General features: G+C 69.1%; 24 protein-coding genes and 1 pseudogene. 9 read left to right on the forward strand and 16 right to left on the reverse strand.

The annotated features are described in order from the left end of the window. Nucleotides 1–625: 625 nt before the first annotated feature. The 16 genes from AB0M62_RS31650 to AB0M62_RS31725 form a co-directional block, all read right to left on the reverse strand. The gene (locus tag AB0M62_RS31650) at nucleotides 626–1,258 is read right to left on the reverse strand and encodes a hypothetical protein (protein ID WP_366077831.1); all 633 of its coding nucleotides are present in this window, start codon (nucleotides 1,256–1,258) and stop codon (nucleotides 626–628) included. 474 nt (nucleotides 1,259–1,732) lie between these two features. Further along, nucleotides 1,733–2,035, reverse strand: a complete 303-nt coding sequence (locus tag AB0M62_RS31655; RefSeq protein ID WP_366077789.1) for a hypothetical protein — start codon at nucleotides 2,033–2,035, stop codon at nucleotides 1,733–1,735. Between the two features lie 33 nt (nucleotides 2,036–2,068). Next, entirely contained in the window at nucleotides 2,069–2,530 is a 462-nt protein-coding gene (locus AB0M62_RS31660) for a hypothetical protein (RefSeq protein ID WP_366077790.1), read from the reverse strand. A gap of 481 nt (nucleotides 2,531–3,011) precedes the next feature. Beyond that, complete coding sequence (locus AB0M62_RS31665) at nucleotides 3,012–3,134, reverse strand: hypothetical protein (RefSeq protein ID WP_366077791.1); 123 nt, start codon at nucleotides 3,132–3,134, stop codon at nucleotides 3,012–3,014. Between the two features lie 1,083 nt (nucleotides 3,135–4,217). Then, nucleotides 4,218–4,712: a DUF2326 domain-containing protein gene (locus AB0M62_RS31670; RefSeq protein ID WP_366077792.1), complete on the reverse strand. Its 495-nt coding sequence runs from the start codon at nucleotides 4,710–4,712 to the stop codon at nucleotides 4,218–4,220. Between the two features lie 95 nt (nucleotides 4,713–4,807). Beyond that, nucleotides 4,808–7,288 (reverse strand): Helicase associated domain protein, encoded by a 2,481-nt coding sequence (locus AB0M62_RS31675; protein WP_366077832.1) that lies wholly within the window; start codon nucleotides 7,286–7,288, stop codon nucleotides 4,808–4,810. Between the two features lie 118 nt (nucleotides 7,289–7,406). Further along, nucleotides 7,407–7,817 (reverse strand): hypothetical protein, encoded by a 411-nt coding sequence (locus AB0M62_RS31680; RefSeq protein WP_366077794.1) that lies wholly within the window; start codon nucleotides 7,815–7,817, stop codon nucleotides 7,407–7,409. 60 nt (nucleotides 7,818–7,877) lie between these two features. Then, nucleotides 7,878–8,390: a hypothetical protein gene (locus tag AB0M62_RS31685; RefSeq protein WP_366077795.1), complete on the reverse strand. Its 513-nt coding sequence runs from the start codon at nucleotides 8,388–8,390 to the stop codon at nucleotides 7,878–7,880. 234 nt (nucleotides 8,391–8,624) lie between these two features. Continuing rightward, nucleotides 8,625–9,434 (reverse strand): hypothetical protein, encoded by an 810-nt coding sequence (locus tag AB0M62_RS31690; RefSeq protein WP_366077796.1) that lies wholly within the window; start codon nucleotides 9,432–9,434, stop codon nucleotides 8,625–8,627. Beyond that, complete coding sequence (locus AB0M62_RS31695) at nucleotides 9,431–9,688, reverse strand: hypothetical protein (protein WP_366077797.1); 258 nt, start codon at nucleotides 9,686–9,688, stop codon at nucleotides 9,431–9,433. Before AB0M62_RS31695 ends, AB0M62_RS31690 begins: the two co-directional genes overlap by 4 nt. Next, nucleotides 9,685–11,916, reverse strand: coding sequence for a Mucin-19 (locus tag AB0M62_RS31700; RefSeq protein ID WP_366077798.1), 2,232 nt, complete (start codon nucleotides 11,914–11,916; stop codon nucleotides 9,685–9,687). The genes AB0M62_RS31695 and AB0M62_RS31700 overlap by 4 nt, the downstream gene beginning before the upstream one ends. Further along, nucleotides 11,913–12,167 (reverse strand): hypothetical protein, encoded by a 255-nt coding sequence (locus tag AB0M62_RS31705; RefSeq protein WP_366077799.1) that lies wholly within the window; start codon nucleotides 12,165–12,167, stop codon nucleotides 11,913–11,915. The genes AB0M62_RS31700 and AB0M62_RS31705 overlap by 4 nt, the downstream gene beginning before the upstream one ends. Nucleotides 12,168–12,229: 62 nt before the next feature. Continuing rightward, nucleotides 12,230–13,828, reverse strand: coding sequence for a hypothetical protein (locus AB0M62_RS31710; RefSeq protein WP_366077800.1), 1,599 nt, complete (start codon nucleotides 13,826–13,828; stop codon nucleotides 12,230–12,232). A 754-nt stretch (nucleotides 13,829–14,582) separates the two neighbouring features. Beyond that, the gene (locus tag AB0M62_RS31715; RefSeq protein WP_366077801.1) at nucleotides 14,583–15,239 is read right to left on the reverse strand and encodes a GIY-YIG nuclease family protein; all 657 of its coding nucleotides are present in this window, start codon (nucleotides 15,237–15,239) and stop codon (nucleotides 14,583–14,585) included. A 35-nt stretch (nucleotides 15,240–15,274) separates the two neighbouring features. Continuing rightward, complete coding sequence (locus tag AB0M62_RS31720; RefSeq protein WP_366077802.1) at nucleotides 15,275–16,522, reverse strand: helix-turn-helix domain-containing protein; 1,248 nt, start codon at nucleotides 16,520–16,522, stop codon at nucleotides 15,275–15,277. Continuing rightward, nucleotides 16,522–16,845 carry an antibiotic biosynthesis monooxygenase gene (locus AB0M62_RS31725; RefSeq protein ID WP_366077803.1) on the reverse strand — a complete coding sequence of 108 codons (324 nt, stop codon included), beginning with the start codon at nucleotides 16,843–16,845 and terminating at the stop codon, nucleotides 16,522–16,524. The genes AB0M62_RS31720 and AB0M62_RS31725 overlap by 1 nt, the downstream gene beginning before the upstream one ends. A gap of 284 nt (nucleotides 16,846–17,129) precedes the next feature. Between AB0M62_RS31725 and AB0M62_RS31730 the strand changes: the two genes are divergently transcribed. From AB0M62_RS31730 to AB0M62_RS31770, 9 genes and pseudogenes are all read left to right on the forward strand, one after another. After that, nucleotides 17,130–17,612 (forward strand): hypothetical protein, encoded by a 483-nt coding sequence (locus AB0M62_RS31730; RefSeq protein WP_366077804.1) that lies wholly within the window; start codon nucleotides 17,130–17,132, stop codon nucleotides 17,610–17,612. Further along, nucleotides 17,609–18,031: a hypothetical protein gene (locus tag AB0M62_RS31735; RefSeq protein ID WP_366077805.1), complete on the forward strand. Its 423-nt coding sequence runs from the start codon at nucleotides 17,609–17,611 to the stop codon at nucleotides 18,029–18,031. The genes AB0M62_RS31730 and AB0M62_RS31735 overlap by 4 nt, the downstream gene beginning before the upstream one ends. Further along, nucleotides 18,028–19,611: a hypothetical protein gene (locus tag AB0M62_RS31740; protein WP_366077806.1), complete on the forward strand. Its 1,584-nt coding sequence runs from the start codon at nucleotides 18,028–18,030 to the stop codon at nucleotides 19,609–19,611. Before AB0M62_RS31735 ends, AB0M62_RS31740 begins: the two co-directional genes overlap by 4 nt. Continuing rightward, on the forward strand, nucleotides 19,611–20,000 hold the full coding sequence (locus tag AB0M62_RS31745; RefSeq protein WP_366077807.1) for an RRQRL motif-containing zinc-binding protein: 390 nt from the start codon (nucleotides 19,611–19,613) through the stop codon (nucleotides 19,998–20,000). Before AB0M62_RS31740 ends, AB0M62_RS31745 begins: the two co-directional genes overlap by 1 nt. A 162-nt stretch (nucleotides 20,001–20,162) precedes the next feature. Continuing rightward, nucleotides 20,163–20,360: pseudogene (locus tag AB0M62_RS31750) on the forward strand (DNA translocase FtsK); the annotation flags it as partial. A gap of 372 nt (nucleotides 20,361–20,732) precedes the next feature. After that, the gene (locus tag AB0M62_RS31755) at nucleotides 20,733–22,745 is read left to right on the forward strand and encodes an FtsK/SpoIIIE domain-containing protein (RefSeq protein ID WP_366077833.1); all 2,013 of its coding nucleotides are present in this window, start codon (nucleotides 20,733–20,735) and stop codon (nucleotides 22,743–22,745) included. A gap of 192 nt (nucleotides 22,746–22,937) precedes the next feature. Further along, nucleotides 22,938–24,047: a hypothetical protein gene (locus AB0M62_RS31760; RefSeq protein WP_366077808.1), complete on the forward strand. Its 1,110-nt coding sequence runs from the start codon at nucleotides 22,938–22,940 to the stop codon at nucleotides 24,045–24,047. A 184-nt stretch (nucleotides 24,048–24,231) separates the two neighbouring features. Next, the gene (locus AB0M62_RS31765; RefSeq protein WP_366077809.1) at nucleotides 24,232–25,044 is read left to right on the forward strand and encodes a hypothetical protein; all 813 of its coding nucleotides are present in this window, start codon (nucleotides 24,232–24,234) and stop codon (nucleotides 25,042–25,044) included. A 49-nt stretch (nucleotides 25,045–25,093) separates the two neighbouring features. After that, the gene (locus AB0M62_RS31770) at nucleotides 25,094–25,660 is read left to right on the forward strand and encodes a hypothetical protein (RefSeq protein ID WP_366077810.1); all 567 of its coding nucleotides are present in this window, start codon (nucleotides 25,094–25,096) and stop codon (nucleotides 25,658–25,660) included. Nucleotides 25,661–25,671: the final 11 nt, after the last annotated feature.

Consider the following 25,671-nt stretch of genomic DNA (forward strand, 5'->3'; position numbering starts at 1 on the left):
GGCACAGCCGTGTCTCCTCCTGCCATCCCAGCCCACCCCCCTCGCCCGTCACAGCCCGCGCGCCCTGCAAACGACGGACGGCCGTGACCAGCGCCAACAGGCCGTCAACCCCGATAACAGGGGCATTCCCCGCCCCCGACTCGTCTATGTCTGCACTGCGGCTTGCTCCTTGAGCGAACCATCAACCGCCTCAAGAGACACCGCGCAGTCGCCACGAGGTACGACAAACTCGCCGTCCGATACGAGACCACAGTGCTGATCGCCGTCATCAATGAATGGCTCTGACCAGCGCTAATGAAACAGACCCTAGATGTCCTGTCTCTGCGATGTGTAGGCAGTCCCCGCTCCTCTGTAGGCATGTGCGGCTGGGTCCCGGTGTGTGGTTGCTTCCCCGGGAGTCACGAGGCTTCGATCTGTCTGGCTGTGCGCCTCGCTCATGGCACTCGATGAACGGCTGGCCCAGGCGGCGGCGATTCCGGTGATCACGCCGGAGAGATCGTCTGCGACCGGGGCTGTCGGCGTACATGTCGAAGTGCCCAGGCAGGTACACGCGAACATGCTCACCGCGTCGCACACCATGACAATCCAGGGCCCCGCCTTGGCCGGCGAAGCCAGGCCCGCCGTCCTACGCCTCCGGCGGTATGGCTGGCGCGGGAAGGTCGACAACGCGGGCGAGGGCGGCTGTGACGGGAGCGCAGTGGCCAGGCAGGTGCCTGGAGGCCCAATCGGCTGCCAACGCTAGAAAGTCGGCCAGGTCGCGCTCGGCACCGGCGAGCAGGTTGCGGAGCTCGGCGACGGACAGCTCGATCACCGGACTGTCGCTCTGCTCGGCGTTGACAGTGAGCCGGACGGTGTCGCCGAAGCGCTCCGCAACCGGTGACACGGGGTCGTGGCCGAAACCGAGCAGGCTGCCGTCGTCGATGAACTGGTGCCAGTCGCGCCAGTCCTCCAGTCCATCACAGCAGCCAGGCAGGAAGGTGACGCCTGTGGAGTTGTCGGTGACCCGCAGGCCGCCGGCGGCGAAGAGGTTGTCGAACGTCAGCAGTCCGTGAAGGAACGAGTCAAGTGCGTCGGCCGGACGAGGCGGGCGGTCGCCGTCGGGGTCGATGTCATTGCAGCTGGCGATGCGCATCACCGCCGACCCGACCTCTGCGGGTGCGAGCTCACCACTGAGAGGCAGAAAGCCAAACGACTCGACCTCGGCGACAGGCCAGAGGTCGAAGCCGTCAGGTGCGTATATCTCCAGGACGGGCTGCATCACGATCACCCGGCGAAGTGTTCCGCATCACCCGCCCGACCTGTTCGCCGAGGTCCTCGATGTCCTGTCCGAGGGCGGCATGCACGTCACCCTGGCGTGATCCCCAGTCCGCCCGCCACGGCACCGACACTGGGACAACTCCCCGCCACTCTGCGCCGGATCACCACCCGTGTCCTGTCGCACTGAGCGGCCCGATAGGCCAGTTCAGCGCTATTGCCGCCTGCGGATGCCGCACATGCCTACGAGGCCGACGCGGGGGCTTAGCGGCCGACGGTGCTCCAGTCGGCGGGGGCGGGCGGTACCGAGCGGCCCGCGGCGTGCTCACGGAGGCGCCGGGTCAGTTCTGGAAGGTCGTAGGCCGGGAAGCCCCCTGGAGCAGCTGCAGGCGAAACCGCGATGCCAGCTCCTCCTGGAGCATCGCCACGTCCATCGCCTTGACCGTCACGTCCCATGCGTCTGGAGCCGCCCAGTGCGTCATCCGGGCGTAGAACGCGTCCCGCGGACCGCATTCGCCACGGCCGAGAGGAAGGCGAGGCCGCTGTCGACCGGGAAGTCGATGAGCATCCAGCCGCGCCTGGACTCCACCCACTCCGCCATGTGCGGCAGCGTCTCCGGCCAGTCCGCGTTGCTTTCGCCGACGTCCTGGCAGCAGGTGAAGGTGTCGAACCCGCACTCCCAGATCGCCTGGATCGTGGGTGCGAGTTGCTCGTCGATCTGTGCGTGCCGGTCGCCCAACCGGGCGAGAACGGTGGGGTGGGTGCCTTCGTAAGACGTCATCGAGCGAGCATAAGAGTGGGGTACGACAAGGCCTCAGCCCGAGCTGCCTGCGGCACGGCCCAGCACGGTACGGCACCGTTCCCGCCCCGCCTCGACGCTTGCCCCCCACAGCCCCGCGGCATCACCGGATACCGAGAGAAACTGGAGCCGCTGCTCCTGAGTGCGGAAGTCGGCGCCTGCCACGTTCTGGTCCAGCATCCCCATCGCGGTGAGCGCCACATGGCCGCAGCCGCAGGACACCGCGTCATCGGCGCTCCCGGAGCCGTTGGCCAGCAGGGCGTACCGCAGGACGAGGGCGGCGAAGAAGGTGTAGGTGCCGGCGACGTCAGTGATCTCCTCGTCGCGCGGCTGAAGCTCGGGGAACCGCTCCAGCACGCGTATGCGCTCGGCGGCGCCGGAGAGCGGGCGGTCGGCATGCCAGAGGTCGCGCACGGACTCCACGTAGAAGTCCAGGTCTGCTTTCCCGGCCTGCTGCGCCAGTCTGCAGGCCCACAAACAGTGGCGCCATACGTTCGGCGCAGGCGGCTACGTACAGATGGACCGACTCGCTGCCCCCGCCGCGAAGTGTCTCCGTGACGGCTTCCGCTACCAGCTTTTCCACGGCCCCACCTCCCCCTGCAAGCAACCCATAGAGACGGCATGCTCGCAGGAGGCGGGCGCGTTCCAGCGCCCGGGGTGCCGGCACCGCAACCGGCCAACCCTCTGCGGGCCACCTCCTGCGCTCACCCGGGCCAACTAGAACGCTCACAGGCCATCTACGGCGCTCAGTCACAAGTCCCCGCGTCACCCGTTTGCCGCGCTCAACGCCTGTTCGAGAGGGGCCTATATCGGCTGTGCGCCGCTCTGACGGCCTGGGAGCAGCTTCGATGTCGCGCCATACCAGCGCCTTCGAGATCTGCCACGTACGGCACCATTCTGCGGAGTCGCCTTTGGGTAGTTTCGAGCAAGATTTTCTATTCCCGCCCCATGGTGGAAGTCAGGCGACCATCTCTGCGGGAGGCAGCGCTTCGACGGTGGCCTGCTTCGCAGACTCGAGTGCCGTGGCGAACGTCTTGGCGATGATGGCGGCCTCGCCCGTCATGCCGTCAATGTCGTTCACGGCGCGGTCATCACGGGCGGTCCGGGGGAGTAGCTCGACTACATCCGCCAGGCCCCAGCGGTCGCATCGCGAACGATGAGGAGCTAGGTGCTTCCCCAGCCCGCGTCCCACACCAGCTCCGGCCAGCCGAGGCGTGGAAGGAGGGGCTCTCCATGCCGTCGACGTCAACTTCGGTGAGACACGGGACAGCCGCAGCTGACCTGCCTCATCGAAGGTTGACCGTTCTCACCGAAGGTTGAGCGGTCGAAATCGCGATGCCCCTACCGCTGGCGGAGCTCGGGGGCCACGATGGGAGCCAGTCGAAGAAGGTCTGGCGGCAGTGGCCGCTCGGAGGGGGCAGCGTGCGAAACCCGGACGCAATCCGACACCAATGTGGCAACTGTGGCGCAACGACGAAGGTCAACACCCGAACGGGCCGCCTCTACTCTCATCAGGTACCAGGGGAGCTCGCTGCCTGCTCAGCCTCAGGGGACGTCGTGGCACCTCCGCAGGGCGGTGAACCTCTTCTGCTGCCGCCGCTCAGAACTGCGCAGAAGCCCCCTGTTCCTGCAACCCTGCAGCACGCCACCGACGGATCGTCGAACAGTGTTCGCACAGTGCCCGGTGGGCTTCCCGGACTCGGTAAGCGGCGCTAAGCCCGTCGCTCAACCTTCAGTGAGAACGGTCAACCTTCGGTGAGACAGGACAGCAGCGGGGCAAAATCGGGAATCTTGCTCGAACTTACTGAAAAGCGACCCGCAGAATGGTGCCGTAGGCGGCCGATCTCGAAGTTGCCGGTATGGCGTGACGTCGAGGCCCCTTCCGGGCCGCCAGAGCGGCGCACAGCCGATCTACCTGCTCGGGAAGAGGCGTTGAGTGCGGCATACGGGTGATGCGGCGTGACTGAGCTTCAGCTGGCCCCTTAGCGCCTTCTCCGCACGACTTCCCGCGAAGACTCCTGCAGGCCACCTCTAACGCTTTGCCGGCCAAGCCGCAGCCCTACTCAGTCGTTGACCATCGATCCGGGCTGCTGGTGCGTGGGGAGCGGGAGATGGTGATCAGCCAACCGCCGGGTATGCGGCCGAGGCGTCTGCGAAGAGGGTGCTACGCCTTGCCGACGGCTTTGAATCGGAAGCCGAAGAGGCCGCCGTCTTCGTGGTCGGTGAGGCGGGGACTACGGATGTAGGGCTCGGGGTCGAATCCGCGTTGGGCAGCTACGCCAAGGATGTCCGTGTTGATAGTGACGATGTACTGCATGCGTTCTTCTTCGGTTACTTCGACAGCGAGGGCAAATGCTTTGGCGATCTGGCGCTCGTCGACACCGTCGTAGAGGTGACTGTCGTGGATGAGGAAGTCAGGGCCGCGGCCGTGACGGTGGGCAAGGACGGCCAGGGTCAGGGCGAAGCAGAAGATGACCATGTTGTTGATGCCACGGCTGTCATCGCTGTCGATGCGAGGGGTGATGCTTAGGCTGCTGCGGCCTGCTTCGATGGCGAGGTAGGCTTCGCGGCCCTCTCCGTACAGGCGCTGCGCGTACTGGGAGAAGAGCAGGATGGCTTCGTTCGTTTGCTGCCGACGTTCTTGGAGGTCGGTGTCCACGGCCTGTTGAAGCTCCACGCTTTTCGCAGTGATTTGCCGGGCACTTGCCTCAAGCGTCTGCGCTGCCTCGAAGCGACTGTCCGCTCCGCCCGGTCTCAAATCCCTTCACGCCACCGCATTCCGAGCGCTGACAGTTCCTCCGCGCGATCAGGCCTTAGCTTCGCGGCTTTCACGCGCTGCTGGCTGATCCATGCGCCGAGCCGCACGGTTTGGTCGCCGACCTGCTCGGTGTGGCTGCGCGGCACTTCCAGGTGCCCCTCGCGCTCGTGGTACTGCCGGGCGGCAGCCAGGTTCTGGGCCCACATCTCGGCCCGTGTGCGCTTGGCCGGCGTCGCGGTGATGCCCAGCACGCTGGTGAGCATCCACTGCTGGGTCGCGGTCAGCTTGGCGAAGCCGGCGCGCTGGGCGGCGGCCCACTTGCCCAGGTCTTCGCCATCCGCAACGACCAGGCCGGCTTTGTCCGGCAGCGTGTTGCCAGCCTTGGTGTGGTTCCAAGCGAGACGGAAGAGGCGCTGCCAGTCGATGCCCCAGTTCGGGCACCAGCCGGGGTCGATCTCCTCCAGGGCCTGCCGGCGCTCGTCCGACAGGGGAGCCGTGCCGCCGTCCGGTGCAGGCAGGCCCGCAGCGCGGCAGCGCTCGAGCTCGGCGGCCTTGCGGGCGGCCGCCCGCTGGTTCTTCAGCCAGCGGCCCACCGGGTACTCGCCATGGGCGGCGTCGACCGGCGCGGCCAGGCCGACTTCGTGCGCGGCCGCCCAGCCGGCGGCCGCGGACAGGCCTTCCTCGAAGCCGGCGTCGAACGAGGACCACACCATGCCCAGCTTCTCCAGCTGCGCGGTGCGCTCGGCGTCGAGGCGGCCGGCGTTGTAGTGCCGGCGGCAGTCGGTGACCCACACGCCGAGCGGGAAGTCGGCCGGGCTCCACTCGGCGGGGGTGCGGTAGCCGTAGGGCACGCGCAGGTCCTGGTGCTCGGCGGCGTAGCGCTGGGCGGCCTGGATGCCGCGCCGCCAGTGCACGCGCTCCGGGTTGAGGACGCGCAGCTCGATGAAGGCGGCCAGCTTGCGCGCGTCGCGCGGGGCGGAGAACCTCAGCAGCTCCTTCGCGGGCCGGCTGACCGGGGCGCTGTCCTCGTCGTCGTCCTGGTCCAGGTCCTCGCCGATGTCGGCGGGTTCCTCGCGCGGTTCGGGTACGCGGGCGCTGGAGCGGCTGGGCTCGGTGAGCTTCTCGATCCGGGCGTCGTGAGCGCGCAGCGCGGTCAGCAGCTTGGCCAGTCCGGTGTAGGCGGGGGAGGTGAGCATGGCGTCCGGGGTCTCGCCGGGAGCGAGGAACGCGGGCACGACCAGGGTGGCCATCTTGCCCTCGCCGGGGTGCATGCGCAGCGCGCGGCCGACGGCCTGGACCAGGTCGGGCATGGAGCCGCGGACGTCGGCGAAGACGACGGCGTCGCATTCTCGGGTGTCGACGCCCTCGCCGAGGACCTTCACGGACGCGACCAGCGACAGCGCCGTCTCGGTGCCGGCGTCCGTCGCTCCGGCGGCGAACTGCCCCAGGACGCCCCGTCGGTGGGCCGGCTTGTGCTCGCCGTGCAGCCACTCGGCCCACACCTCATCCTCGGCCGGGTACAGGTCGGGGTCCTTCGCGTGCAGCTCACCGGCCTTCCCGGGCAGGCCCAGGGCGAAGGCCTCGGCCTCGGCCACCCTCTGATGGAAGGAGAGCACGCGGCGCAGCTCTTCCTTCGCCGACACCTTCAGCGTCGCGGCATGCAGCGCTCCCAGGCGCTTGCCGCGGACCTGTTCCGAGCCGTCGCCGGCGGTGCGCAGCGCGCTGTTCAGCGCCGGGTCCTGCACATCGACCACCAGCACCTGGTACGGGGCGACGATGCCCCGCTCGATCGCCTCCTCCAGCGACAGGAAGTACGCCACGCTGCCGAAGACTCCGTCGGGGTCGTCCAGCATCGAGGCCACCAACTCGCCCGGGCCGCGGCGGCCGGGCTCGTCCTCATCGACCTCACCGGCCTGCCACACCCTGGGAGTAGCGGTCATGTAGAGGCGCCGCTCGGCGGGGATGCGGGTGTTGTCGTGGACGACGGCCCAGGGCTTTCCGGCCCGGCCGCTGGTGCGGTGGGCCTCGTCCACGATGATCAGGTTCCAGTGGGGGAGGCCCGCGGCGTGTGCGGCTTCCAGGAAGCCCAGGCCGAGTGAGGCGTAGGTCGCGAAGACTGTGATGCGGCCCGGGCCGCGGGTGAGGTTCACCAGCTCGTTCGGGTCGGTGGTGTTGGGGAAGCCGACTTCTTCGGACTTGAGGGAGGAGACGCCGAAGAAGGCGCCCGGTCGGCCGCCCTCGCGCCAGGCCCGGGCGGTCTGGTCGAGAAGGTCCAGGGAGGGGACGAGGACCAGGACGCGGTCGGCGGTAAGCTCTTCGGAGGTGTGGACGGCCACGAGGGTCTTACCGCTGCCGGTGGCCATGATGACCTGGGTGCGCAGACCCGTCGGCGGCAGCGGTGCGCCCGCCGGCAGCTCGAGCTCGCTCACTGCGGCGACGACGGCCTCGGCCTGGTGCTCCCGCAGGGGCTTCATCATCTTGGTGTCTCTCACTCTCTGAGCGTTGGATGAGGCTTCCAGGTGGGGGTGGTCGCCGTCCAGCTCCCCCCAAGGCTTTGCGGACTGCATGCCGTTGGCGGGGCGGCGGCCGGGATTGTCAGAGCAGGCGTCCGTCCTCGTACAGCTCTCCGTCCGAACCGCGGCTCGGGAGCATCTGCGCGATGTCGGCGTCGTTTGCGTCCTGCCAGGCCAGGTACTCCTGGCGGACGTATCCGCGGGGGAAGTCGGCCCACTGGGCGTCATCGGGGGCGACCGGCCCGGCCGGGGTGCCATGCTCGGTGTCGAAGGTGATGAGCTTCTCAATGGGCCGCAGGGCGGCCGTCTGGGCCTTTCCGTCGGCGGGGTCGGCGCCCAGGGTCTGCCGGTCGGACAGCGCGGCGTACCGCAGCAGCCACTCGCGATCGCCGATCGCCTGGGCTCGCCGCAGCCGCGTCAGCTCGTCTGCTTCCAGGTGCAGCGGCGGCGCTGTGGCGTAGGCGATTTCGGGGGAGGGTGGGGTGCTCGTCATGAAGGGGGTGCTCCCTGCAGTTTGGGCGGGCGACCCGCCCGGGCCGCCCGCTGGGGTGAGTCAGGCGGGCGGGTCGGCCAGGACCCAGCACTTGGTCGCGACGCCGGAGAAGCTGATCTCGCGGCCATCGGCGGTCTGGCCGTAGCGGAGGCCGTGGCGCATCTCCAGTCGGACGACGGTGACGGGGTGGCCGGTGGGGGTGCGCCGGTCGCCGGCGGGCCAGATGCGGCCGTCGGGCTGCTTGACGTACACGGCGAAGGGGGCGGTGACGCCCTTGAGGGTCTGCCAGCTCGGGGCGGCGGCCTCGGACGGCTCTTCCGGCTCGGCGGACTGAGCCGGGGCGTCGTACAGCGCGCCGATCGCGTCGGTGGCCTCCGCCAGGGTGTTGAAGAACCCGACGACGCCGTTGCGAGTGCCGGCCTTCGGGGACCATGCGGCAAAGCGGCCGCGGGAGGGGATGGCGCCCTGCTCGTCGAAGACGACGCCGAGGACGTCGGTGCCGCCAGCGGCGGGGAGGACGACGTGCTTGTTCGGGTCCAGGTCGTCGTTCTCGGTCCGGGTACTGATGGCCACGTGCCCTCCTACGGGGTTGCGCGGAACCGCTCCGCATATCTCCATTATGCATAGTTCACGTATGCATAGCAAGAGAATGCATTTCTGTGTTCGGGTGACGGAGATGGCCCCGGCAGACAACCGTCTGCCGGGGCCATCTCCAGGTGCTCAACTCCCTGGGCCACCAGACGCGGATGCGGCGGACCGCACTGTGAACGCGGCCGCCGCGAGGTACCCGCGGCGGTCAGCGTCGGTCTAACGGTTCGTCTTCCAAGCGCGGATCTCCAGGCCGACGATGGGGGCGTCGGGGTCGAGGCGTCCGGTCATGACGAGCCAGTTGCGCACCGCGGCGGCGACGTCGCCGCCAGCGGCATCGACCATGGCCTTGAACTGGACGGCGTCGAAGCCCTGTTCTCCGGAGCCGGGACCGCCCACGTTCTGGCCATAGGCTCTTTCCTCGGTGCTGTCGGGGCGCTGGACGACATTGCGTCGGACCCCGGGGGAGTCGGCCAGACGGCCGGCGTCGTGTGTGAACGCCCTCTTCTTCGCCCGCACGGTAAAAGCGATCTTTCCGTGGTTCCTGGCCGCTTCTTCCACCACCGGCCGCAGTCGGGAGGCGCCGGAGGCGATGTGCTGCCTACCGGCCTTGGCCAGGGACGAACTCCAGGCCTTCACCGGCTTCCCGTCGGGGCCGATCACGGGGCGGCCCTTCTCGTCCTTCACGACCTTCTCCGCCCGGCCGTGGTTCTTGCCGCGGACCCGGGCCTTGTAGCCCTCGCGGTTCAGGCGCGGTCGCACATGTCCCGCTGCCAGGGCCTTCAGACTCTCCATGTCGCGCGGGCCGCCGGCCTGGACCTCCTGAACAACGGCCCGCAGGGCCTCCACGAAGCTGGCGCCCTTGTTCCTGGTGAAGAACTGGCTGACCAGGCTCGGGTTGCGGCCGAGGATCTCGCCGACCTGTTTCTTGCTGAAGCCCTCGGCGATCAGCTGGTCGGTGAGCCGCGCGGCCTCATTGCGCTGGGCACGGCGGCCGCGGCCTGGTGCCCGCCTCCTGCGCGGCGTCACGCGGCCACCCCCTCATCGTCGCCTTCGTCCTCGGCGCACTCGTGATCGGCGTACGTCGTGGTGTCGTCGTCGAACTGGTCGTCACCGCCGGCGCCGCAGCCGTGGCACTCCCATTCGGCGCTCCAGGTCACCTCTCCATTGCGGTCGCAGTCGTGCCCGGACGACGCGGTGTCCTCGTCGTCCCACACCGCCTCGCCGGACTCCCCGCACTCCGGGTGCTCCCACCTGCCGCCCCATGCCACCTCAGCGTTCACAGCTCCTCCGCCTCCAGGGCCTGCCGGCCGAGGGCCTGCAGCACGTAGAACTCCTCATCGGTCGTGGGCGTGGTCTGCTCCCAGGACATCGCGCCCTTGAGCAGGTAGTCACCCGGCTCACCGCTGTAGGGCCAATCCGGTCGCACCGAGCTGTAAATGGCGTCGGTGCGGAACGCGAGGATCGACCCTGCCGGCAGGTGCAGCGCACCGGCGCGGGCCGGCTTGCCCGTCTCCGGGTCCTTCGTGCCAGTCGGGCCGGACAGCAGCGCGGCCCGGGCCGCCGACCACACGCCGGCCGCCCACTCCGGGTGCGCGTACGGGTCGCGGGCGAAGCCGCCGTTGCGCTCCCAGGTGACGTGCGTGTCCGTCAGGCCGGTCAGCCGGGCGCCGTCCGGGATCTCGGGGACCTCTCCGCCGGCGCCGAGCTCGAGCGAGCCGGTGGTGATCCGCGGCCGCTGCGCGAACGTGCCGATCCCGTACAGCAGGATGCTGCGGACCGCGCGGGAAGCCAGCCGCGCGGCCTGCCGCTGCTGCTCATCCCCGTGGACCTCGCCCACGGCGCGCAGCGAACGCCACGCGTCCTTCAGCTTGTTCGACCACTCCTTGAGCGGGTCGCCCTTCTCCCACACCAGACCGTCCAGGATCTCGATCCGCCACGGTTGGAGCGGGTTACGCAGCGCCAGGTTGACCTCGGCACCGCCCGCCCAGGTGACGAAGGTCCGGCCGCCCTCGTACGGGTAGTGCCAGGCCCGCTCACCAGGGGCCGGTGCCGGCAGCAGACCCACGTGGTCCCAGTCCCTCGGGATGGTCACCCGCACCTGCCAGTGGCTCGGGGAGAACAGCGCGTCGGCCTGCTCCTTCTCGCTCATGGCCGCGAACGCGGCCGCCGTCACCCGTTGCGGCACGCCGACGCCGGAAGTCCAGGTGTGCTTGGCGTAGGCGAAGGTGCGGTCGGCCTCGTACCAGCCGGGCACCCGCTCCGGCACGCGCGGCGGGGTGATCAGTTCGGTTCGGCCCTGGCCGGCGGTGGCGTGCAGCAGGCCGCGGATCTCCTGCGACATGACCGGGTAGCCGTCCGCCCACTTCGCGCCGGCCTTGGCGGGGATGGTCCGCGACCACAGGTCTCGGCCAGTCTGTGATGGCGAGCCCATCAGCACGACGTCGTCCCAGTGTCGGCGCAGCGCTTTCCACAGTTCGACGAAGGCGGCGCGGACGGTGGCCGGGTCGGCGCCGGCCGGGTCGAACCACTCGCCCACGCTGCGGATTTCGGTGTGCTGGTCCTTGCCGCGCTGCCAGCGGCCCACCGGGTTGCGGGGGTGGACCAGGTGCCCGGCCTGCCGGTCCTTGCCTCGCGAGGACTCGACCTGCCAGCCGTCCGGCAGCGGTCCGTTCAGCCACTCGGCCACGGCGTCCTTGAGCCACGGGTGGCGCCCGGCGTTCTGGTGCCACGGGTCGCCAGCCGTGATGTAGATGCGCTCCACATCCGCCGGAACCGTCGCGTACACGGCCGTGAGGATCTCCGCGACACTCGCGCGCCCCAGGTCCAGGGTGACCGTGCCGGCCTGCCACACGAGCACGCCGGTCGCGGTGTCCAGGAAGGCCATCTGCCGCGTGGCCTGCTTGAAGTTGGGCCTCTTCGAAGTCAGGTTCGGCTCGGCGTAGATCCAGCGGTCACCAGCCGCCCCCTCGGGAATCGACGGCAGCATCCGCTCCTGCTCCCCGGTCGGCACGGGCGCCGGAGCCGGGGCGGGGACGGGAGCCGCAGCGGGCTCGTCGAGCACTTCCAGGTCGAAAGCGCCGTCGGCGGCTGCCACTCGCAGTCGGTTGAGCGCCGCCGCGCGGTCACCGCTCTCCGGGTCCTGGCGCTGCAGATCGGGCGCCGGGGCACCAGCCGGTTCCTTGATCGCCTGTGCGGGCGCCTGCGGCTCCGGGTGATCACCGGCGGCAGAATCGGTCGGCGCGGCCCCCGTAGGCGCGCTCTCGGGCTCCTGAGGCCCGAGAGAGGGCACCAGGGCGACGACGTCGATCACCGAAACGCCTGCGGACGTCGCGAGACGATCGGCCCTGGCCTTCTCGAACACCCCCAACTCCACGATCTTCTGGTCCCGCCTGGCCTGCAGCTTGTCGAGCTCCGCCTGGACCTTCGCGAGCTGCCGCTCAAGCGGCTTGATCTCGTCCCGTACCTCGCGCAGCTCAGCCAGACCCTCGGTGTAGGTCTTGGCGTTCATCGCTGGTTCCTCTCCGGCATCTCGTCCAGCAGCTCCAGGGCCACGAGGCGCTGCAGGGCGGCCTCGGTCTCTTCCCGCGGCATCTTGAACTCGCTTACCAGCAGGTCGAGATCAGGGGTGTGCCACATTGTGGCGGCATAGCCGAAACGCACGTAGACACCCAGGTCCTGGGCGGACAGCTGGCGACTAGTGATGACCTTGTGATGGATCATGACCGCGGCCGGGTCGTGAACGACGTCGTAGCTCGGCATTGCTCGGTTCCCGTCCTCGGAGTTTTTGTGGTCGAACGTGGGGCGTGCCGCTGACATCGGAATCAGGCCTCCGCCGGCTCACGCTGCAGGTGTGCGGCCAGGCATCGGCGGCACAGTCCATCAACAACGGGCGGACGACCGCAGGCTGTTCCGTCCAGCCCCTCGCAGGTCGCGCTGGCCAGCGGCTGCGTGGCGGGGCCGCCCAGGGAAGGTTCGCCCTGAAGAGTTCGGCACGGAGCGCAAAGCCCGTCCTCGGTGTCCCAGATCATGCCGACACCACAGTCCTCGCAGTGCGCCGCCACCGGGATCGGCAGCTCTTGGTGTACAGGGTGCTGACGAGGGACGTCAGCGATGCGGCGGACAGTTCGGCGGTGTTTGCGCTCCGCGAGGCGTTCCTCACAGCGCGGGCAGGCTAGGCCGGTGTCAATGTCGATTCCGTCTTCACACCGAGCGGCGCGACAGTCTCCGTCCCCGACCAGCTTCACAGCGACGCCGACGGGGCTGGACAGGCCCTCACCGCCAGCGGCCTTGTCGGCCTTCCTCGCGAAGCCCCAAGCGAACCAGCGCCGGTCGACCCGTTCGGCGAGCTGAGCGGCAGAGCGCCACCTGAGACCGTCGAGGATTGCGTCACGCAGCACCGGTGGCCGGTACTGCGGCAACGCTGAACGCAACTCAGCGGGAAACGCAGCCTCCACCGTGCGTACTGCAGCTGCCTGCTCGGCTGTCATCCGGACCGCGGCCTTGCTCTTCACCCCAGAGCCAGACGACTTCTTCGGCGCCTTGGCGCCGCCGGGCGCGGCATTGCCGCCCGTCCCGCGCGCGCTACTACCTGTAGGAGGCCTCCGGCCGTCAGCGGCGCGACGCGCCGCAGGCGCTCGGTCGTCTTGTTGTTCTTGGTTTTGTTTCTCTTGGTCTTGTTCAACCCCCTTCCACGGGGGTACGGGCCCCCCTTCCACGGGGGTACGTACCCCCGTGGAAGGGGGGCCGGGCTGACCTGCGGTCTTTGTTTCGTGAGCACAGGACTCAAGCATTTCCACAGGTCGCGCCGTACCCCCGCAAAGAGGGGTACGGAAGTCTTCGATCCGTGGCGGATGGAACAGAACGACGGGAGGTTCGGGCAGGCGCGCCTTGCGGGCCTGTTTGCGCTCCTCCGAGACCCGCTCGCAGTGCGCCTTCAACCCCACACGCACCGCCTCGAGCCATGCATCGAACTGCGCCTCCCGCTGCTTGCGCTGCTCCTGGGTCTCTGCCTCTCCGCTCTGCTGAGACGGCCGATTCAGGCCATACCACTGCCCCAGAGACTGCGCCCCGCTGTACCCGGCAGGCGGCGTCTGGTGAATCACGTAGCGATTCCGACGTACCAGCCCCACTTGCGACCGCATGACGTCGACAGCGCCGATCGCCTCGAGCTCCAGCATGTAGCGCGCCACCTGCTCGGGCTTCTTTAGCTGCAGGAGTCTGGCCAGAGTGACCAGGCCAGGCCAGACCTCGGTATCGTCACGCGTCACGTTGATGTGCGAGGACAGAGACCAGTACAGGGTCCTGGCATCGGTTGACGCCCCACAAAGCAGCACCCAGTCACCAACCATCGTGAACGGTGCGCGCCGGCCGAGAGCCGCCTCGAAGGCGTCATCGAGCAGGTTCGGATCAGTAATGCTCACGCCCCACCCCTTGCTGCCAGGAGGTAGACGGCAGGGCGGATGCCCTCAACGTATGGGCGCACTGGAATGTCGGGGCCGTGCCCAGCGAGAGTCCCCGCCGGCGACGGAGCAGTCGCAGAGTCAGCGGCGACGCGGCGCCTGAGGTTACCCAACCTCGGCGTGCAGCGGTTGATGTCTGCGTTGTGTGGCGCCTGCGCCTGTCCGTGGTCCAGCACGGCACACCTCCTAGTGGATGTTGTGCCGTAAACACTCCTCATCGGGGCTTGCCCAATGGCTTGCCCAGAACACGGAAAGAGCAGGGGGCAGGCTTGCCCATCTCCGCGAAGGGCTGGCAAGCCCGATGCGGGCAAGCCGGGATCGCCGGATCGGAGATGGTGAGAACTGTGCGCATGCGCGGCTGCATGCGCGACTGGGCTGTCCAGGTTTGACACTTACGGTCCCTTGATGAGGGAGCCGTGGATCAGCTGATCAACTGTGACGCGGAGCACCAGAGCGAGCCCGTGCTGGGCTTCACCCGGTGACGCCGTCTATTCTGATGGGTAGGTGACCACACGGGCCTCGTGTCCGAGGCACCCGGCGCGGTCACCGCGCTGACCACGACTCCGGTTGCTGCCAGGCTGGGGAGTCGCTCGATGGCCGTTCCTGTGTCCGCAGGGCGGCCATTGGTCATTTACGGCGGGATCTTGGTACTCACGGTGAACATTCTCCTCTTCGGAAGCTTGGGGGAGGTGCGGGACTCACGCAGGCGAGGTAGTCAGCCACGCCAAAGTCTCCAGCCCTGCCCGGGCAGGTCGTATCCCTCGAGCGGGGAAGGTAGATCGCCCTCGTATCCCGTGCACAGGCACCAGTCGTCATAGGGAAGCGTCTGCTCGCACATGTGAGGTCGCACGGGCGAGTGGATCCCGAGGGGACACCTGCAGTTACTGCAGTGGAGCGACTCCGTCTTGCTGTCCAGCCACTCCTGCACGACCCGCTCCTCCGGGTCGCGCGGCACAGCCCATTTATTCAGTGTCTTCGGCGCGACACGTGGGACGAGGAAGTGGGCAGATAGCTCTCGCTCTCTCCGTGGCTGCGAGGGCTGCACTGGCCGTGGCGCTGGAACGATGCCCAAGCCAATGACCGCGGAGCGGACTGCGTCAGCCGAATCATGGCCGAGCTCGAACCACTCTCCATGACGGCGCTGTGATGCGAACCGTCTGTGAAGTGCCGCCTCGAGCACCACACCGCCGGGGATAGTGCACAAGACATCCAGGGGCACGGGCGACATCCGCTGCAGCTGTGCCAGTCGCTGGGTGATCTTTCCAGTACGGCCGATCTTCACCAGCGGTGAGTCTGGGCTACCGACCACGTAGACCACGTCAGTTTGATGAGCGGCGCCTTCAGCCTCCGCTTTGGTGCGGTCAGACGACATGTGGGTGCCTCCCTTCTCGGGCTCGCGGCTGTTGATCAGGAATCTCGGGCGTCTGCTCGGTCAGCGAGCTCGAGCAACTCCGGAGGTGCCGAGTCGCCGCTGATCAGGACGAGCTCCCGGATCGCCGCCCGTGCTGCCGTGTGCGAGCGAAGCATTTCGGGGGCCAGTTCCTCTGCGCGAAGCAGGCACTCTAGGGCCTCACCTGTCTGTCGGCGCTGGACATAGGCCCGGCCCAGGTCCATCAGAAGCCGTGCCTGTCGCTCGGGTGACAGGTCGGAGGCGTCGAGTGCCTCCCCGATGTCGATTGCTTCGCCGGCGTCGCCGAGCTCAACGTTGGTGGCGACCGCCTGGATCTCAACGTTGGTCGGGCCGAACTCGAGGTCGTAGTCGTTGCGATCGGCGCCCATTGCCTGGGCAACCTTTCTGGCGGCCTCAATGTCGGCCTTCGCGTCAGCGCGTCGTCCTGCCCGGGAGTGGACCAGCGCCAGTACCAGCTGCAGCGACCCGATGATCGAGCTCTCCTCCGGGCTCGGCGACCGGTCGCCCAGGTGATCGCGGAGCGTCTGGAGCGCAGTCCGTGCGGCGTGCTCTCCCTGGTCAAGGCGCTTGAGTCGGACGAAGGCGTGCGCGAGACGGAACATCCCTGCGCAGACCTCGAGCGGTTGGCCGGAGGCCTCGGCAGCCCCGATCGCTCTGTCTGCGGCGACCCAGGCGGCATCGGCCTCGTCTTGGCGGACGAACGACGCCGACAGCGCCTGGTAGGTGCGGGCCAGAAGGCGGAGGCCCGCTGTCCGCTCGTCACCGTCGGAGATCCTGACCGCACGCTCGAGGGCGGGCACCAACGTCCGCAGTTCAGCGGTGAGTTCGGCGAACTCGGATCGATGGGCCAAAGCCCAAGCGGTGTCGACGCGCCTGGCGAGGTCAGCGACGGATACGGGCTGCTCGTCGGTTCGTTCCGCGCTGGGTAGCAGCACGTCCAAGGCTGGGTGGCCAGAGATCAGCAGCCGCGCCCCGTCCAGGTAATTGACAGGTGCCGGCTCCGGCTGTTCCTCCGGCCCGGCCGTCGGCAGGGACGGCTCGAGCTTATGGAGGGCCACGCCGAGCTCATAGGCAAGGCCGCGCAGTATGTCCAGATTGCGCACGGGGATCAGCCCGCGCTCTACCTGGGACATCCAGCTCGCGGACTTGCCGAGACGCGCGGCCAGGTCTGGCTGCCCAAGGCCCGCTGCTCTGCGGAACTCCTTGACGCGCCGACCGAAGGCCCGCTGCTGATCGTCCGTCACTACCTCTCCCGTGCAGATGCAGGCCGCTTGCCGGCCACCTCGTCGAGGAACGTCACCTCGGTGCTGATCAAGTACTGCTCACGCTCGGCCAGGAACCGCTTCACGTGCGGCTGTTCCTCGTGCCGAAGGAACGCATCGCGGTCCTCGTACAGCTCGTAGAAGACGCGCACGGCCGGCTCGTCGACCGGCGTGTGGTTGACGTACACCAGCGTTCCGGGTTCAGCGGCCTCGATCCCCTCCAGGGTTTCGACGGCCAGCTGGTCGAACGCAGCGGCTGCCGCCGCGTCTCGTGCGGTGAAGCGAACTACCAGGCCGTACGGCATGTGTTCCTCCTCCTCGTGATGTCAGCGCGGTCACCATCTCACAACATCAGTCGGATTGCGAATGTCCACCGCCAAACAGTGGAATCGCAATGTAGGTGTTGACTCACAACTCTACTGTGAATAACGTCGGACTCAGTTGCTCCGCGGTCCTCCCGGGCCAAGGAAGCGCTTATTCGGCATGTCCAAGTGCCGTCTGAACTGCAAAAAAAGCGGCCCTCCGGGTGGTCTTGGCAGAGACCCGAAGAGCCGCGCACGAGCCGTCCGACTGAAACGGAGAACGACCCGTGAACACCATGATTGCAGGTCACCGACCCGCCTCCCAGTCCACTGAACTGGCCCGGGTCGAGGCCCTCTTCGAGCTCCAGCTGCTGACCGGTGTGAAGACCGAGCTGTGGGTGGGCGCGCCGGACGAGTCGGCGGACGAGCGGGCGGAGCGGCTGGAGTTCCTGGCCGACGTGATGCTCGGCATCGACGAGGGTGAGGCGACGAAGGCCGGCGAGAAGGCGAAGGCGGCCCGGGTGGCGGAGCTGCACCGGGTGGTCCTCGGTGAGTCGGTCGATGCGCCGGCGCTGCTGTTCCGGTACGCGCACGGTGACCCGGCCGATTGGTCCGAGGCCGACTTCGAGGCTTACGAGAACATCGCCCGCGCGGACGAGCTGCACACCGAGCCGGAGCTGCCGGTCTCCATCGGCAAGGCCGGGGTCGGCATGGGCGCCGCCTCCGCGGCCGCCGTCCGCGAGTTGGTGGCGGAGGTGCGGGCCGCATGAGCGCCACGACCGCCACCGACACCCCGACCACTGACGAGACGAAGGCCTCCCTGGTCTGGCTTCAGGCCGTGGTCACCACCTGGTCCATCACGGGTCTGATTCTCTTCGGCGCCGCCTGGGCGCTGGGCCTTGAGGCGAGCTGGTGGCAGCGCATTCTTCTCGCACTCCCGGTCGCCGGCCTGGCCTACCTGGACGCGCGCGGCTTCAGCGCCGTGATCGAGATCCGTGCCGGCCTGACCCGCGCACTCTCCGACCTCAACTGGGCGCAGATCCCCCTCGCCGTCGCCGGCGGCGCCTGGCTGCTCGGCCTCATGGCCGACGCCGGCCAGCGTCTCGCAGTCGGTGCCGTCATCGCCCTGGTCGTCGCCCTGTACCACTACGCCCCGCACGCGGCGGCCCCCGCTGGAGGTACCCGATGAGCATCACCGACTTCCGCACCGCCAAGCGGGAAGACCAGGAGTCCCGGGCCCGACAGGCCCGTGAGGCCGAGGAGCTGCAGGCCCGGCTGGCCCGTGAGGACAAGCAGCTGGCGTTCCAGCAGGAGCTGGCGCGCAAGGCAGCCGAGCAGGAGGCCAAGGACCGCGAGGCCGATCGGATCCGCAAGGACCGAGAGGCCAAGGAGGCCGCCGACCTCGCGAAGAAGCAGGCCGAGCTGGCCGCCAAGGAGCGAGCCGACAAGGAGCGGCGCCGGGAGCAGGCCCGTCGGCGCAAGGAGCGGCGCGAGCAGTTCGTCGCCCGGCTCAACGCGGCGCCGAAGTGGCTGGCGGAGCACCTGGACCTGTCGGCGGCGCTCGCGGTCATGGCGTGCAGCATCGTGCCGGCGCTCATCTCCCAGGCCGCGTCGCTGAAGCCCACGGGCATCGTGGAAGAGATGGGCTGGGTGGGCTACCTGCTGGTCGGCCTGCTGCCCGTGATGCTGGAGTGCTCGGCCTGGGCGGCGACGGCCGGCGAGGCCAAGGCCATGAAGGAGCAGCGCTCGCCGTGGCCGTACCGGATCGCGATCTACGCGTTCGCCGGCCTGGCCGCGTGGGTCAACTACCGGCACGGTTCGCACGTCGGCGGCGAGGAGTACGGCGTCATCCTCGGCTCTGTCCTGGCCGCCTCGTCCGTGATCCCGATCATGGTGTGGCAGCTGGTCCAGCTCGGCCGGCACCGCGAGTACCGCGAGCTGATGAAGCAGGCCCGCCAGGCCCGCAAGGCCGCGGCGAAGACGCGGGAGCAGCGCAAGAGCGAACTGCCCCAGGTGTGGGCAACTGCCCGTCGGCTGCGGGCTATTGCCGGACACGAGAAGCTGTCCGAGGAGGACGCCTGGCAGGCCGCGTACGGAGTCCACGAGGGCGCTGGCGAGGACGAGATGCCGGAGGATCTTCTGCGGCTGCTGTCGGCTGACATGCTCGGCCTGCGGGTGGAGGCGGAGGCTCGTCTGGCGGTCGTCCTCGGTGACCTCGCCGAGGCCCGCGCCTGGCGTCGGGAAGCGTCCGCGAAGCTGTCCGGCAAGACGCTCGAGACGGAGCCTGAAGCGTCCGTGACCGCGTCCGCCCAGGGGGTCGCAATCCTCCCCACGCGGACCGTCGAGACGTCCGTGACGGGGCTTGTGGACCCGTCTGGAAAGCCCCTGTTGCGGACGGTATCTCCGCAGATCAACCCGTCCGTCCCCCCGTCCGCACGCACGTCTGAATCCGCGCCCGCGCGGACGCGCGATACCGCATCCGCGCGCACGCGTAAGGCCTCCGGGAAGACGACCGTTCGGAAGCTGTCGGCCGGCGCGAAGAAGGCCGCCGCGGTCACCGCGAAGCGTGCCTCGGCGGACGAGAACGAGGCCATCGAGCAGTGGATCGCGGACGAGCTGAAGGCTGGCCGTTACGTGACGCCGGCGGACGTGAAGACCGAGACGATGCGCCGCCGTCAGGAGCGCAACAAGCGCGACAAGAGCGAGCCGAGCCGGACGTGGGTCTACGACCGGATCGGCAAGGCGAAGCTGCGCCGGCGGAGTGCGTGATGCCACGGGTCAACCGTCGGTACTTCGATCCGGAAGGCAAGCGGTTCGGGCTCCCGACCTGGCCCTGGCGGATGGGGCCGCCCCCGGAGGAGTGGGCCACGATGCGACAGCTCAAGGCCCGCGGACTCCGGCCGGGCGGCCAGCCGGTCGCCGGCCAACTGGGCTGGCGGACCCGTAGCGGCGACAAGTTCGCGTACCTCTACCGCGTCGAAATGGCCTTACCGCGACGGCAGATGACGGAGGCGATGTGGGCCTCGATCCACACGGCGCTGCGGGCCCGCCGGATATGCCCGGCCTGCAAGAACGAGCGCGATTACGAGATCCCCAAGCGGTACGGCGTCTGCAACGACTGCCCCGGCGGCGCGAACGAAGCGGCCGCCGCCGCGTAAGGCGAAGACCAACCAATTGAAGAGCGCGAGACGAAACCGCCGGTCTCTACCGACCAAAGCGAAGCCCGGCACCCGTCTCGCGCCCACCCCAATGGAGGCGTGACCAGCATGACCGAGATCGACACCACGACGGAAATCGGCAGCGGTGCCCTTGACCGGAAGCTGCTGTGGGACGCGGCCGAGCTGCTCGTCTCCACCCAGTTCGGCTCCCAGTCGATGCTCCAGCGCAAGCTGCGCATCGGGTGGGACAAGACCGCCCAGGTCATGGACGTGATGGAGAACCTCGGCGTGGTCGGCCCGGACCAGGGCTCCAAGGCCCGTGACGTGCTGATCAGGCTGGTCGAAGACCTCGAGCCGGTGTATGAGGCGCTGTACGGCGACGGCCCGACCGCCACGGTGACCGTGCTGCCGTCGGCCCGTCACGCCGAGGCGGCGCCGGTCGACTTCACCAAGCCGGCCGCCCCGGCCGCCGCCCCGACCGTCCCGGTCGTGCCGGTACCGGTCGACGAGCCGGAGCCCGAGCCGGAGCCCGAGCACGATCGCGCGGTGGAGGGCACCGTCTACACCGCCGACGAGTGGGAGCTGCGCCCCGACCCCGAGGGTGACCGTCCCTGGATCAACCCGGCCCTGCGCACCCCGGAAGGCCGCAAGGCTCGGGCCCGCTACATCGGCCGGCAGGCCCGGCGGCGGGCGCGCAAGGCCGCGGCCCGGCAGCGCACCGTCCACGGCTTCGTGCCGCGTGTCTTCCGCGGTGAGAAGCGGATGCGTGCCTGGGTCGTCGGGGTCGAGGGTGCCAAGGCCCGCGCGGACGTCAACCTCGCCCTGGCCACCGTGAAGGAGGCCGACCGCGCCGCGCGCCGCGCCGGCCGCGCCCTCATGCAGCGCAAGGAGAAGCGGGCGGCGGCCGTGGCTCTGCAGCTGGAGGCCGGTAAGCAGCTGGTCGTCGCGCAGAGCGCGAAGAAGCACGCGCAGAAGGTCGTCGCGTTCCGTGCCGGCGTCACTTACGGCCCGCTGATCGTGGCCGATGCGGCGGCGTACGGATTCGCGGACGTGTGGGGCTTCCTCGGCGCCCTGGTGCTCAACCTCGCCGGCGCTTCCTGGCTGGGCCGCGATGTCGAGGTGACCGAGGAGGAGATGGAGAAGCTGGAGCAGATCGAGGCCGGCGTTCCCCAGCAGGTCATCCTCGGCATGACGCCGAGGATGTTCGAGCAGATGATGCGCCAGGCCCTGACCGAGGACCTGAAGGTCACCCTCTCCGCGCTGCGGGTCGACCCGCACGCGTGGGGCTTCGAGATCCACGTCTGGCTGGAGCGGATGAGCCCGGAGAAGATCTCTGCCGGGCTGGACCTGCTGGAGGCATGCCTGCCCGGTGTGCGTACCGGCAGCATCCTGCTGCAGCAGTCCGCGCAGTCCCGCAACTACTGCGTCATTCGCGTGCCCGGCGACAATCCCTGGCAGGCCGTTCCCGAACTCCCCTACCGCAAGCCGCAGTCCATTTCCACGAAGGACATTCACCAGGCCCAGATCGGCGCCGACATGGCCGGCCGTTCCCTGGCCCTGCCGATGTGCCGCACCAACGTCAATGTCGTCGGCGCCAGCCGTTCCGGAAAGTCCACGATTCTGCGGGCCATTCTGGACGCGCTCACCGCGACCGAGGACCAGATCATCATCGGGATCGACCTGGGCAGTGCCGGATCCGGCTTTGGCGGCCTGCGCCATGCGATGCACGTCGTAGCGACTACTCCGGCCCAGGCCCGGGCTGCCCTGCAGTGGGCGCTGGACATCGGCAAGGGCCGTCCCTCTCTGTTCACCCCGCTCGGCATGGGGGAGAACTGGGTCACCTCCCGCAAGCGGCCCGGCATCACGGTCGTCGTCGACGAGTTCCCGGCCCTGGTCCGCGAGAGCCGCAAGGGCTACTACGACGAGGAGGCCAAGCGGCAGGTGTCCTGGGACCTGGACGGCATGCTCGCCGAACTGGCGATCACCTCGGCGAAGAGCGATGTCACGGAGATCATTGCCGGGCAGGGCGTCACGAAGGAGAAGGTCAAGGACAACACGTGGCTCGTCGAGCTGCCCGTCCAGGTGCTCGCCGCCTGCGACAAGGACGACGTCGTCCAGATCCTCGGCGACGGCATGCTCGCCCAAGGCTGGCGCGCGGACCGGCTCGTGCCCGCCATGGGCGACCAGCTCAACGACGCGTCGGTGGCGTACGTGATGGCCGGCAGCGCCTACTGCGAGCCCATCCCGTACCGCGCCTGCTACGCCACCGACGACGAGCTGCTGCGCCGCGGCAAGGAGCGGGCGAAGGCTGGCCTGGTGGACATCGACGCCGAGTCCGCGAAGTTCAGCCGCATCACGCTGAAGCAGCTGATGGACGCGAGCGCCGAGACGTTCGTGACCGGGGGAGAGGTGCAGGACACCGTCCCCCAGCTGATCTCCTCCATCCGGCAGGTCTTCCAGGCGCTCAGCGACCCAAGCGGCCTTCAGCTGGAGGAGATCGCGGCCGGCCTCGCCCAGCTCGACCCCGACCGCTGGGACCTCGCTGCCTTCGACGGCGACGACGCCACCGAGCAGGAGGCCGCCCGCGCCGCCGCGCTCAAGGCAGCGATCAAGGCGGTGCTCGCCCCCGCCGGCAAGTCCTGGACGACCGACAGCTACCGGCCGCGCCCCGGCGCGGGCACGGTCAAGGGCTACTGCCTGCGGCACCTCAAGAAGATCACCGGCGAGGACGCGGACGGCTCCTGATCGTCCGGAACACGTGAGGAACATGCAGGTCAGGGGTCCGGAACAGCTCGGGAACGCGGGCGGAACGCCTCGAGAGATCGGGAACAGTGTTCCGCCCCCGGGCCCCCGTTCCGGCAGCGTTCCCCCGCTCTGACCTGCAGGTTCCTCCCCGTTCCCGCCTGTTCCCCGCCCGAAAGATCACGGGAGTCCGTTATGACCTTCAACCCGCTGCGGCCCAACGAGCCGGCCGCCGGCTACTACCGGATCACCGCCGAGCGCCGATTCATGTACCTCCAGCAGGACCCGGCCCACACCCTGCGGACCGTCTGGCAGACCCTCCCCGTCACCTGCCCGATCTGCGCCGCCGACACCGGCCTGACCCTCTTCCACGAGCGCGGCGTCCAGGACGTCGTCCAAGTCCTCTGCCCCGCCGGCCACCTCTGGCCCGAACCCCTCGTCGACCCCGGCCACTTCCGCACCTACGCCGAGCTCCACGGCTACGTCGACACGCAGCCCGAAGCGCTGTGGATCATCGACGCCGGATTCGGCGAGGAGCCGCCGCCCCCGATCGACTACGCCGCAGAGATCACCGGCGCGGCCAAGTACGTCGCCAAGTACGCCAAGCGCAAGGCCAAGACCCGGATCAGGCGCGCGGTGCGCACCCCGATCCGCAAGGCGAAGAAGAAGGCCCTCAACCTCGCCTTCACCCCCGTCTCCGCCGTCCTGCGCGGCGCCTGGAACCTCCAGGCCGGCGGCGTGCCCGCCGACCCGCCGAAGACCGCGAAGTCGGCCGGCACCGAGGGCGGCAGGAAGCACAAGGGCGAGACCGAGCTGAAGATCCCCTCGGTCGCCAAGTACCGCCGGGCCTACGGCATGCCCGCCCCCGCAAAGGGCCCGGCCTGCCTGGTCTGCGAGGACAGCGGCCGCATCACCGCACCCGGCATCAGCATCGGCTGCACCGAGTGCGCCGGCCCCACCGCCGCGGCGATGGCCGCCGCCGAGCGCAAGGCCGAGCGGGCCCGGACCGGCAAGACCCCGCCGCGCCGCGCCCGCCCGGGCGCCGGTGGCAAGACGACGGGAAAGAGCGGCGGTCGCACCCCCGTCGCCGGCCAGGGCGTCACGGTCGACGGGGACAACAACCAGCCCATCCGCGTCAACTCCCCCGCCGGCAGTGGTGGCCCGCTCACCGCTGACCAGGCCGCCGCCGTCCGGGACGCAGTCAGCTCGGCTGCCTCCCGCAACTCCAGCGGCGTGCACGTCGCCGGCACGAACAACGCCCCCATCACCAGCATCACCCGTGAGGGCGGCACCCGATCAAGCTAACCGGTAGTCGTCTGACCAGCCAGAACACAAGAAGCCCGAACCCGATGTATGCATACTATTGAAATGAATACTCGAAGTCTGCATTATTGAGGTGTCGCAAGCACCCGGGGCGGCCGCCAGGTCGCCAACTCAGCCGGCCGCCCCGGGCCTTCCAACCCGCACCACCCAACGAGGAGAAGCAGAAGTGACGCAGCAGAACCGCACCGCCGCCCACGCCGGAGCCATCGAGCTGGACGTCAAGGCCTCCAACGGCCGCATCAACGTCACGGTCGACCCGAAGGCCACTCACGCCAAGGTCACCGTCCACACCACCGACACCGAAGGCCCGATCGCCGAAGCCGTCACCAACACCACCTTCACCGAGAACGGCGCCACGCTCCGCGTGATCGTCCCCGACGACGAGACCAACAGCGGCACGGTGTTCAACGCCGGGGGCAGCGTCTTCAGCTTCGGCGGCAACAGCATGGTCATCGGCAGCAGCAGCGGCGTGGTCATCAGCGGCGGCGACATCACCATCGGCGGCCGCAGGATCGTCTCCGGCGGCCGCGTCGTCGCCGACCAGGGCACCATCGTCGCCGGCAGCGGCACCATCACCATCGACGTCACCCTTCCGGCCGGATCCTCCCTCTCGGTCAACACGAAGAACGCCGAGACCACCGTCCGCGGTGACCTGAAGAACCTGCGGCTCGACGCCCGCAACGGCTCCGTCCAGGCCGCCGGCGTCCAGAGCCTGGAGGCCGAGACCCACAACGGCTCCGTCCTGGTCGACCGCGTCGACACCGACATGGAGGCCAGTACCCACAACGGCTCCATCACCATCGGCGCCTACAACGGCCAGCGCGGCTCCGCCCGCACCCACAACGGCGACGTCACGATCAGCGCCACCCCGGCCTCCAGCGGCAGGCTCTCGGCCCGCACCCACAACGGCAACATCCACGTCCGGGGCGCTGGCCACTTGGACCTCAAGACCTCCACCCACAACGGCCGCGTCTGGTAACACCCACCGACCCGCAGCCCGCAGCACCACGTCACCGAAGGAGCAGCACGTGGCACACATCTCCGCTGAAGCCGGCCAGTCGCGCCCGACCACCGGCACCGCCCGCCGACTCACCGTCCGCGCCCTGAAGCGAGCGCGCCGACTCACCGCCCCGGCCGCCAGCGCGACCCTCCTGGTCATGGTCGGCCTGTGGCTCACCCACACCGGCCCGGCCTGGCTCACCACCGCCAACGACTGGACGGTCCTGCTGTACGCCGTCGCCGTCCTCGGCATCAAGACCACGGCCGGCACCGTCGCCGAGTACGTCATCGACCTGATCGACCCCGACCGCTGGGACGGCGACATCGCGTACGAGCTCGCCGAGGGCCTGACCCAGCTGCGCGCCGATATCGACAGCGGCGCCGACATCGACGACGTCCTGGACAGCCTCCGTGCCAGCAGCCTGGTGCCCGAACTGCTCGGCACGCTGCGGAACCTGGCCGCCGAGTATGCCGCCCGCGGTGACGACGACGAGAACCAACGGCTGCTCGCCGCCGTCCTGCACTTGCGCATCGCCGACAAGAACATCGGCTACGGCCACGCCGAGATCGCCGCGCTCGAGAGCGGCGGCAAGTAGCTACGCCCCGG

The sequence above is a fragment of the Streptomyces sp. NPDC051219 genome (genome assembly GCF_040682335.1).
Classification (GTDB): domain Bacteria; phylum Actinomycetota; class Actinomycetes; order Streptomycetales; family Streptomycetaceae; genus Streptomyces.

Bases quoted from the DNA above. Each gene is read 5' to 3' on its own strand.
- AB0M62_RS31650 (WP_366077831.1), bottom strand. From the start codon at position 1,258: ATGCAGCCCGTCCTGGAGATATACGCACCTGACGGCTTCGACCTCTGG.
- AB0M62_RS31655 (WP_366077789.1), bottom strand. From the start codon at position 2,035: ATGACGTCTTACGAAGGCACCCACCCCACCGTTCTCGCCCGGTTGGGC.
- AB0M62_RS31675 (WP_366077832.1), bottom strand. From the start codon at position 7,288: ATGATGAAGCCCCTGCGGGAGCACCAGGCCGAGGCCGTCGTCGCCGCA.
- AB0M62_RS31680 (WP_366077794.1), bottom strand. From the start codon at position 7,817: ATGACGAGCACCCCACCCTCCCCCGAAATCGCCTACGCCACAGCGCCG.
- AB0M62_RS31700 (WP_366077798.1), bottom strand. From the start codon at position 11,916: ATGAACGCCAAGACCTACACCGAGGGTCTGGCTGAGCTGCGCGAGGTA.
- AB0M62_RS31705 (WP_366077799.1), bottom strand. From the start codon at position 12,167: ATGCCGAGCTACGACGTCGTTCACGACCCGGCCGCGGTCATGATCCAT.
- AB0M62_RS31715 (WP_366077801.1), bottom strand. From the start codon at position 15,239: ATGTCGTCTGACCGCACCAAAGCGGAGGCTGAAGGCGCCGCTCATCAA.
- AB0M62_RS31725 (WP_366077803.1), bottom strand. From the start codon at position 16,845: ATGCCGTACGGCCTGGTAGTTCGCTTCACCGCACGAGACGCGGCGGCA.
- AB0M62_RS31735 (WP_366077805.1), top strand. From the start codon at position 17,609: ATGAGCGCCACGACCGCCACCGACACCCCGACCACTGACGAGACGAAG.
- AB0M62_RS31740 (WP_366077806.1), top strand. From the start codon at position 18,028: ATGAGCATCACCGACTTCCGCACCGCCAAGCGGGAAGACCAGGAGTCC.
- AB0M62_RS31745 (WP_366077807.1), top strand. From the start codon at position 19,611: ATGCCACGGGTCAACCGTCGGTACTTCGATCCGGAAGGCAAGCGGTTC.
- AB0M62_RS31760 (WP_366077808.1), top strand. From the start codon at position 22,938: ATGACCTTCAACCCGCTGCGGCCCAACGAGCCGGCCGCCGGCTACTAC.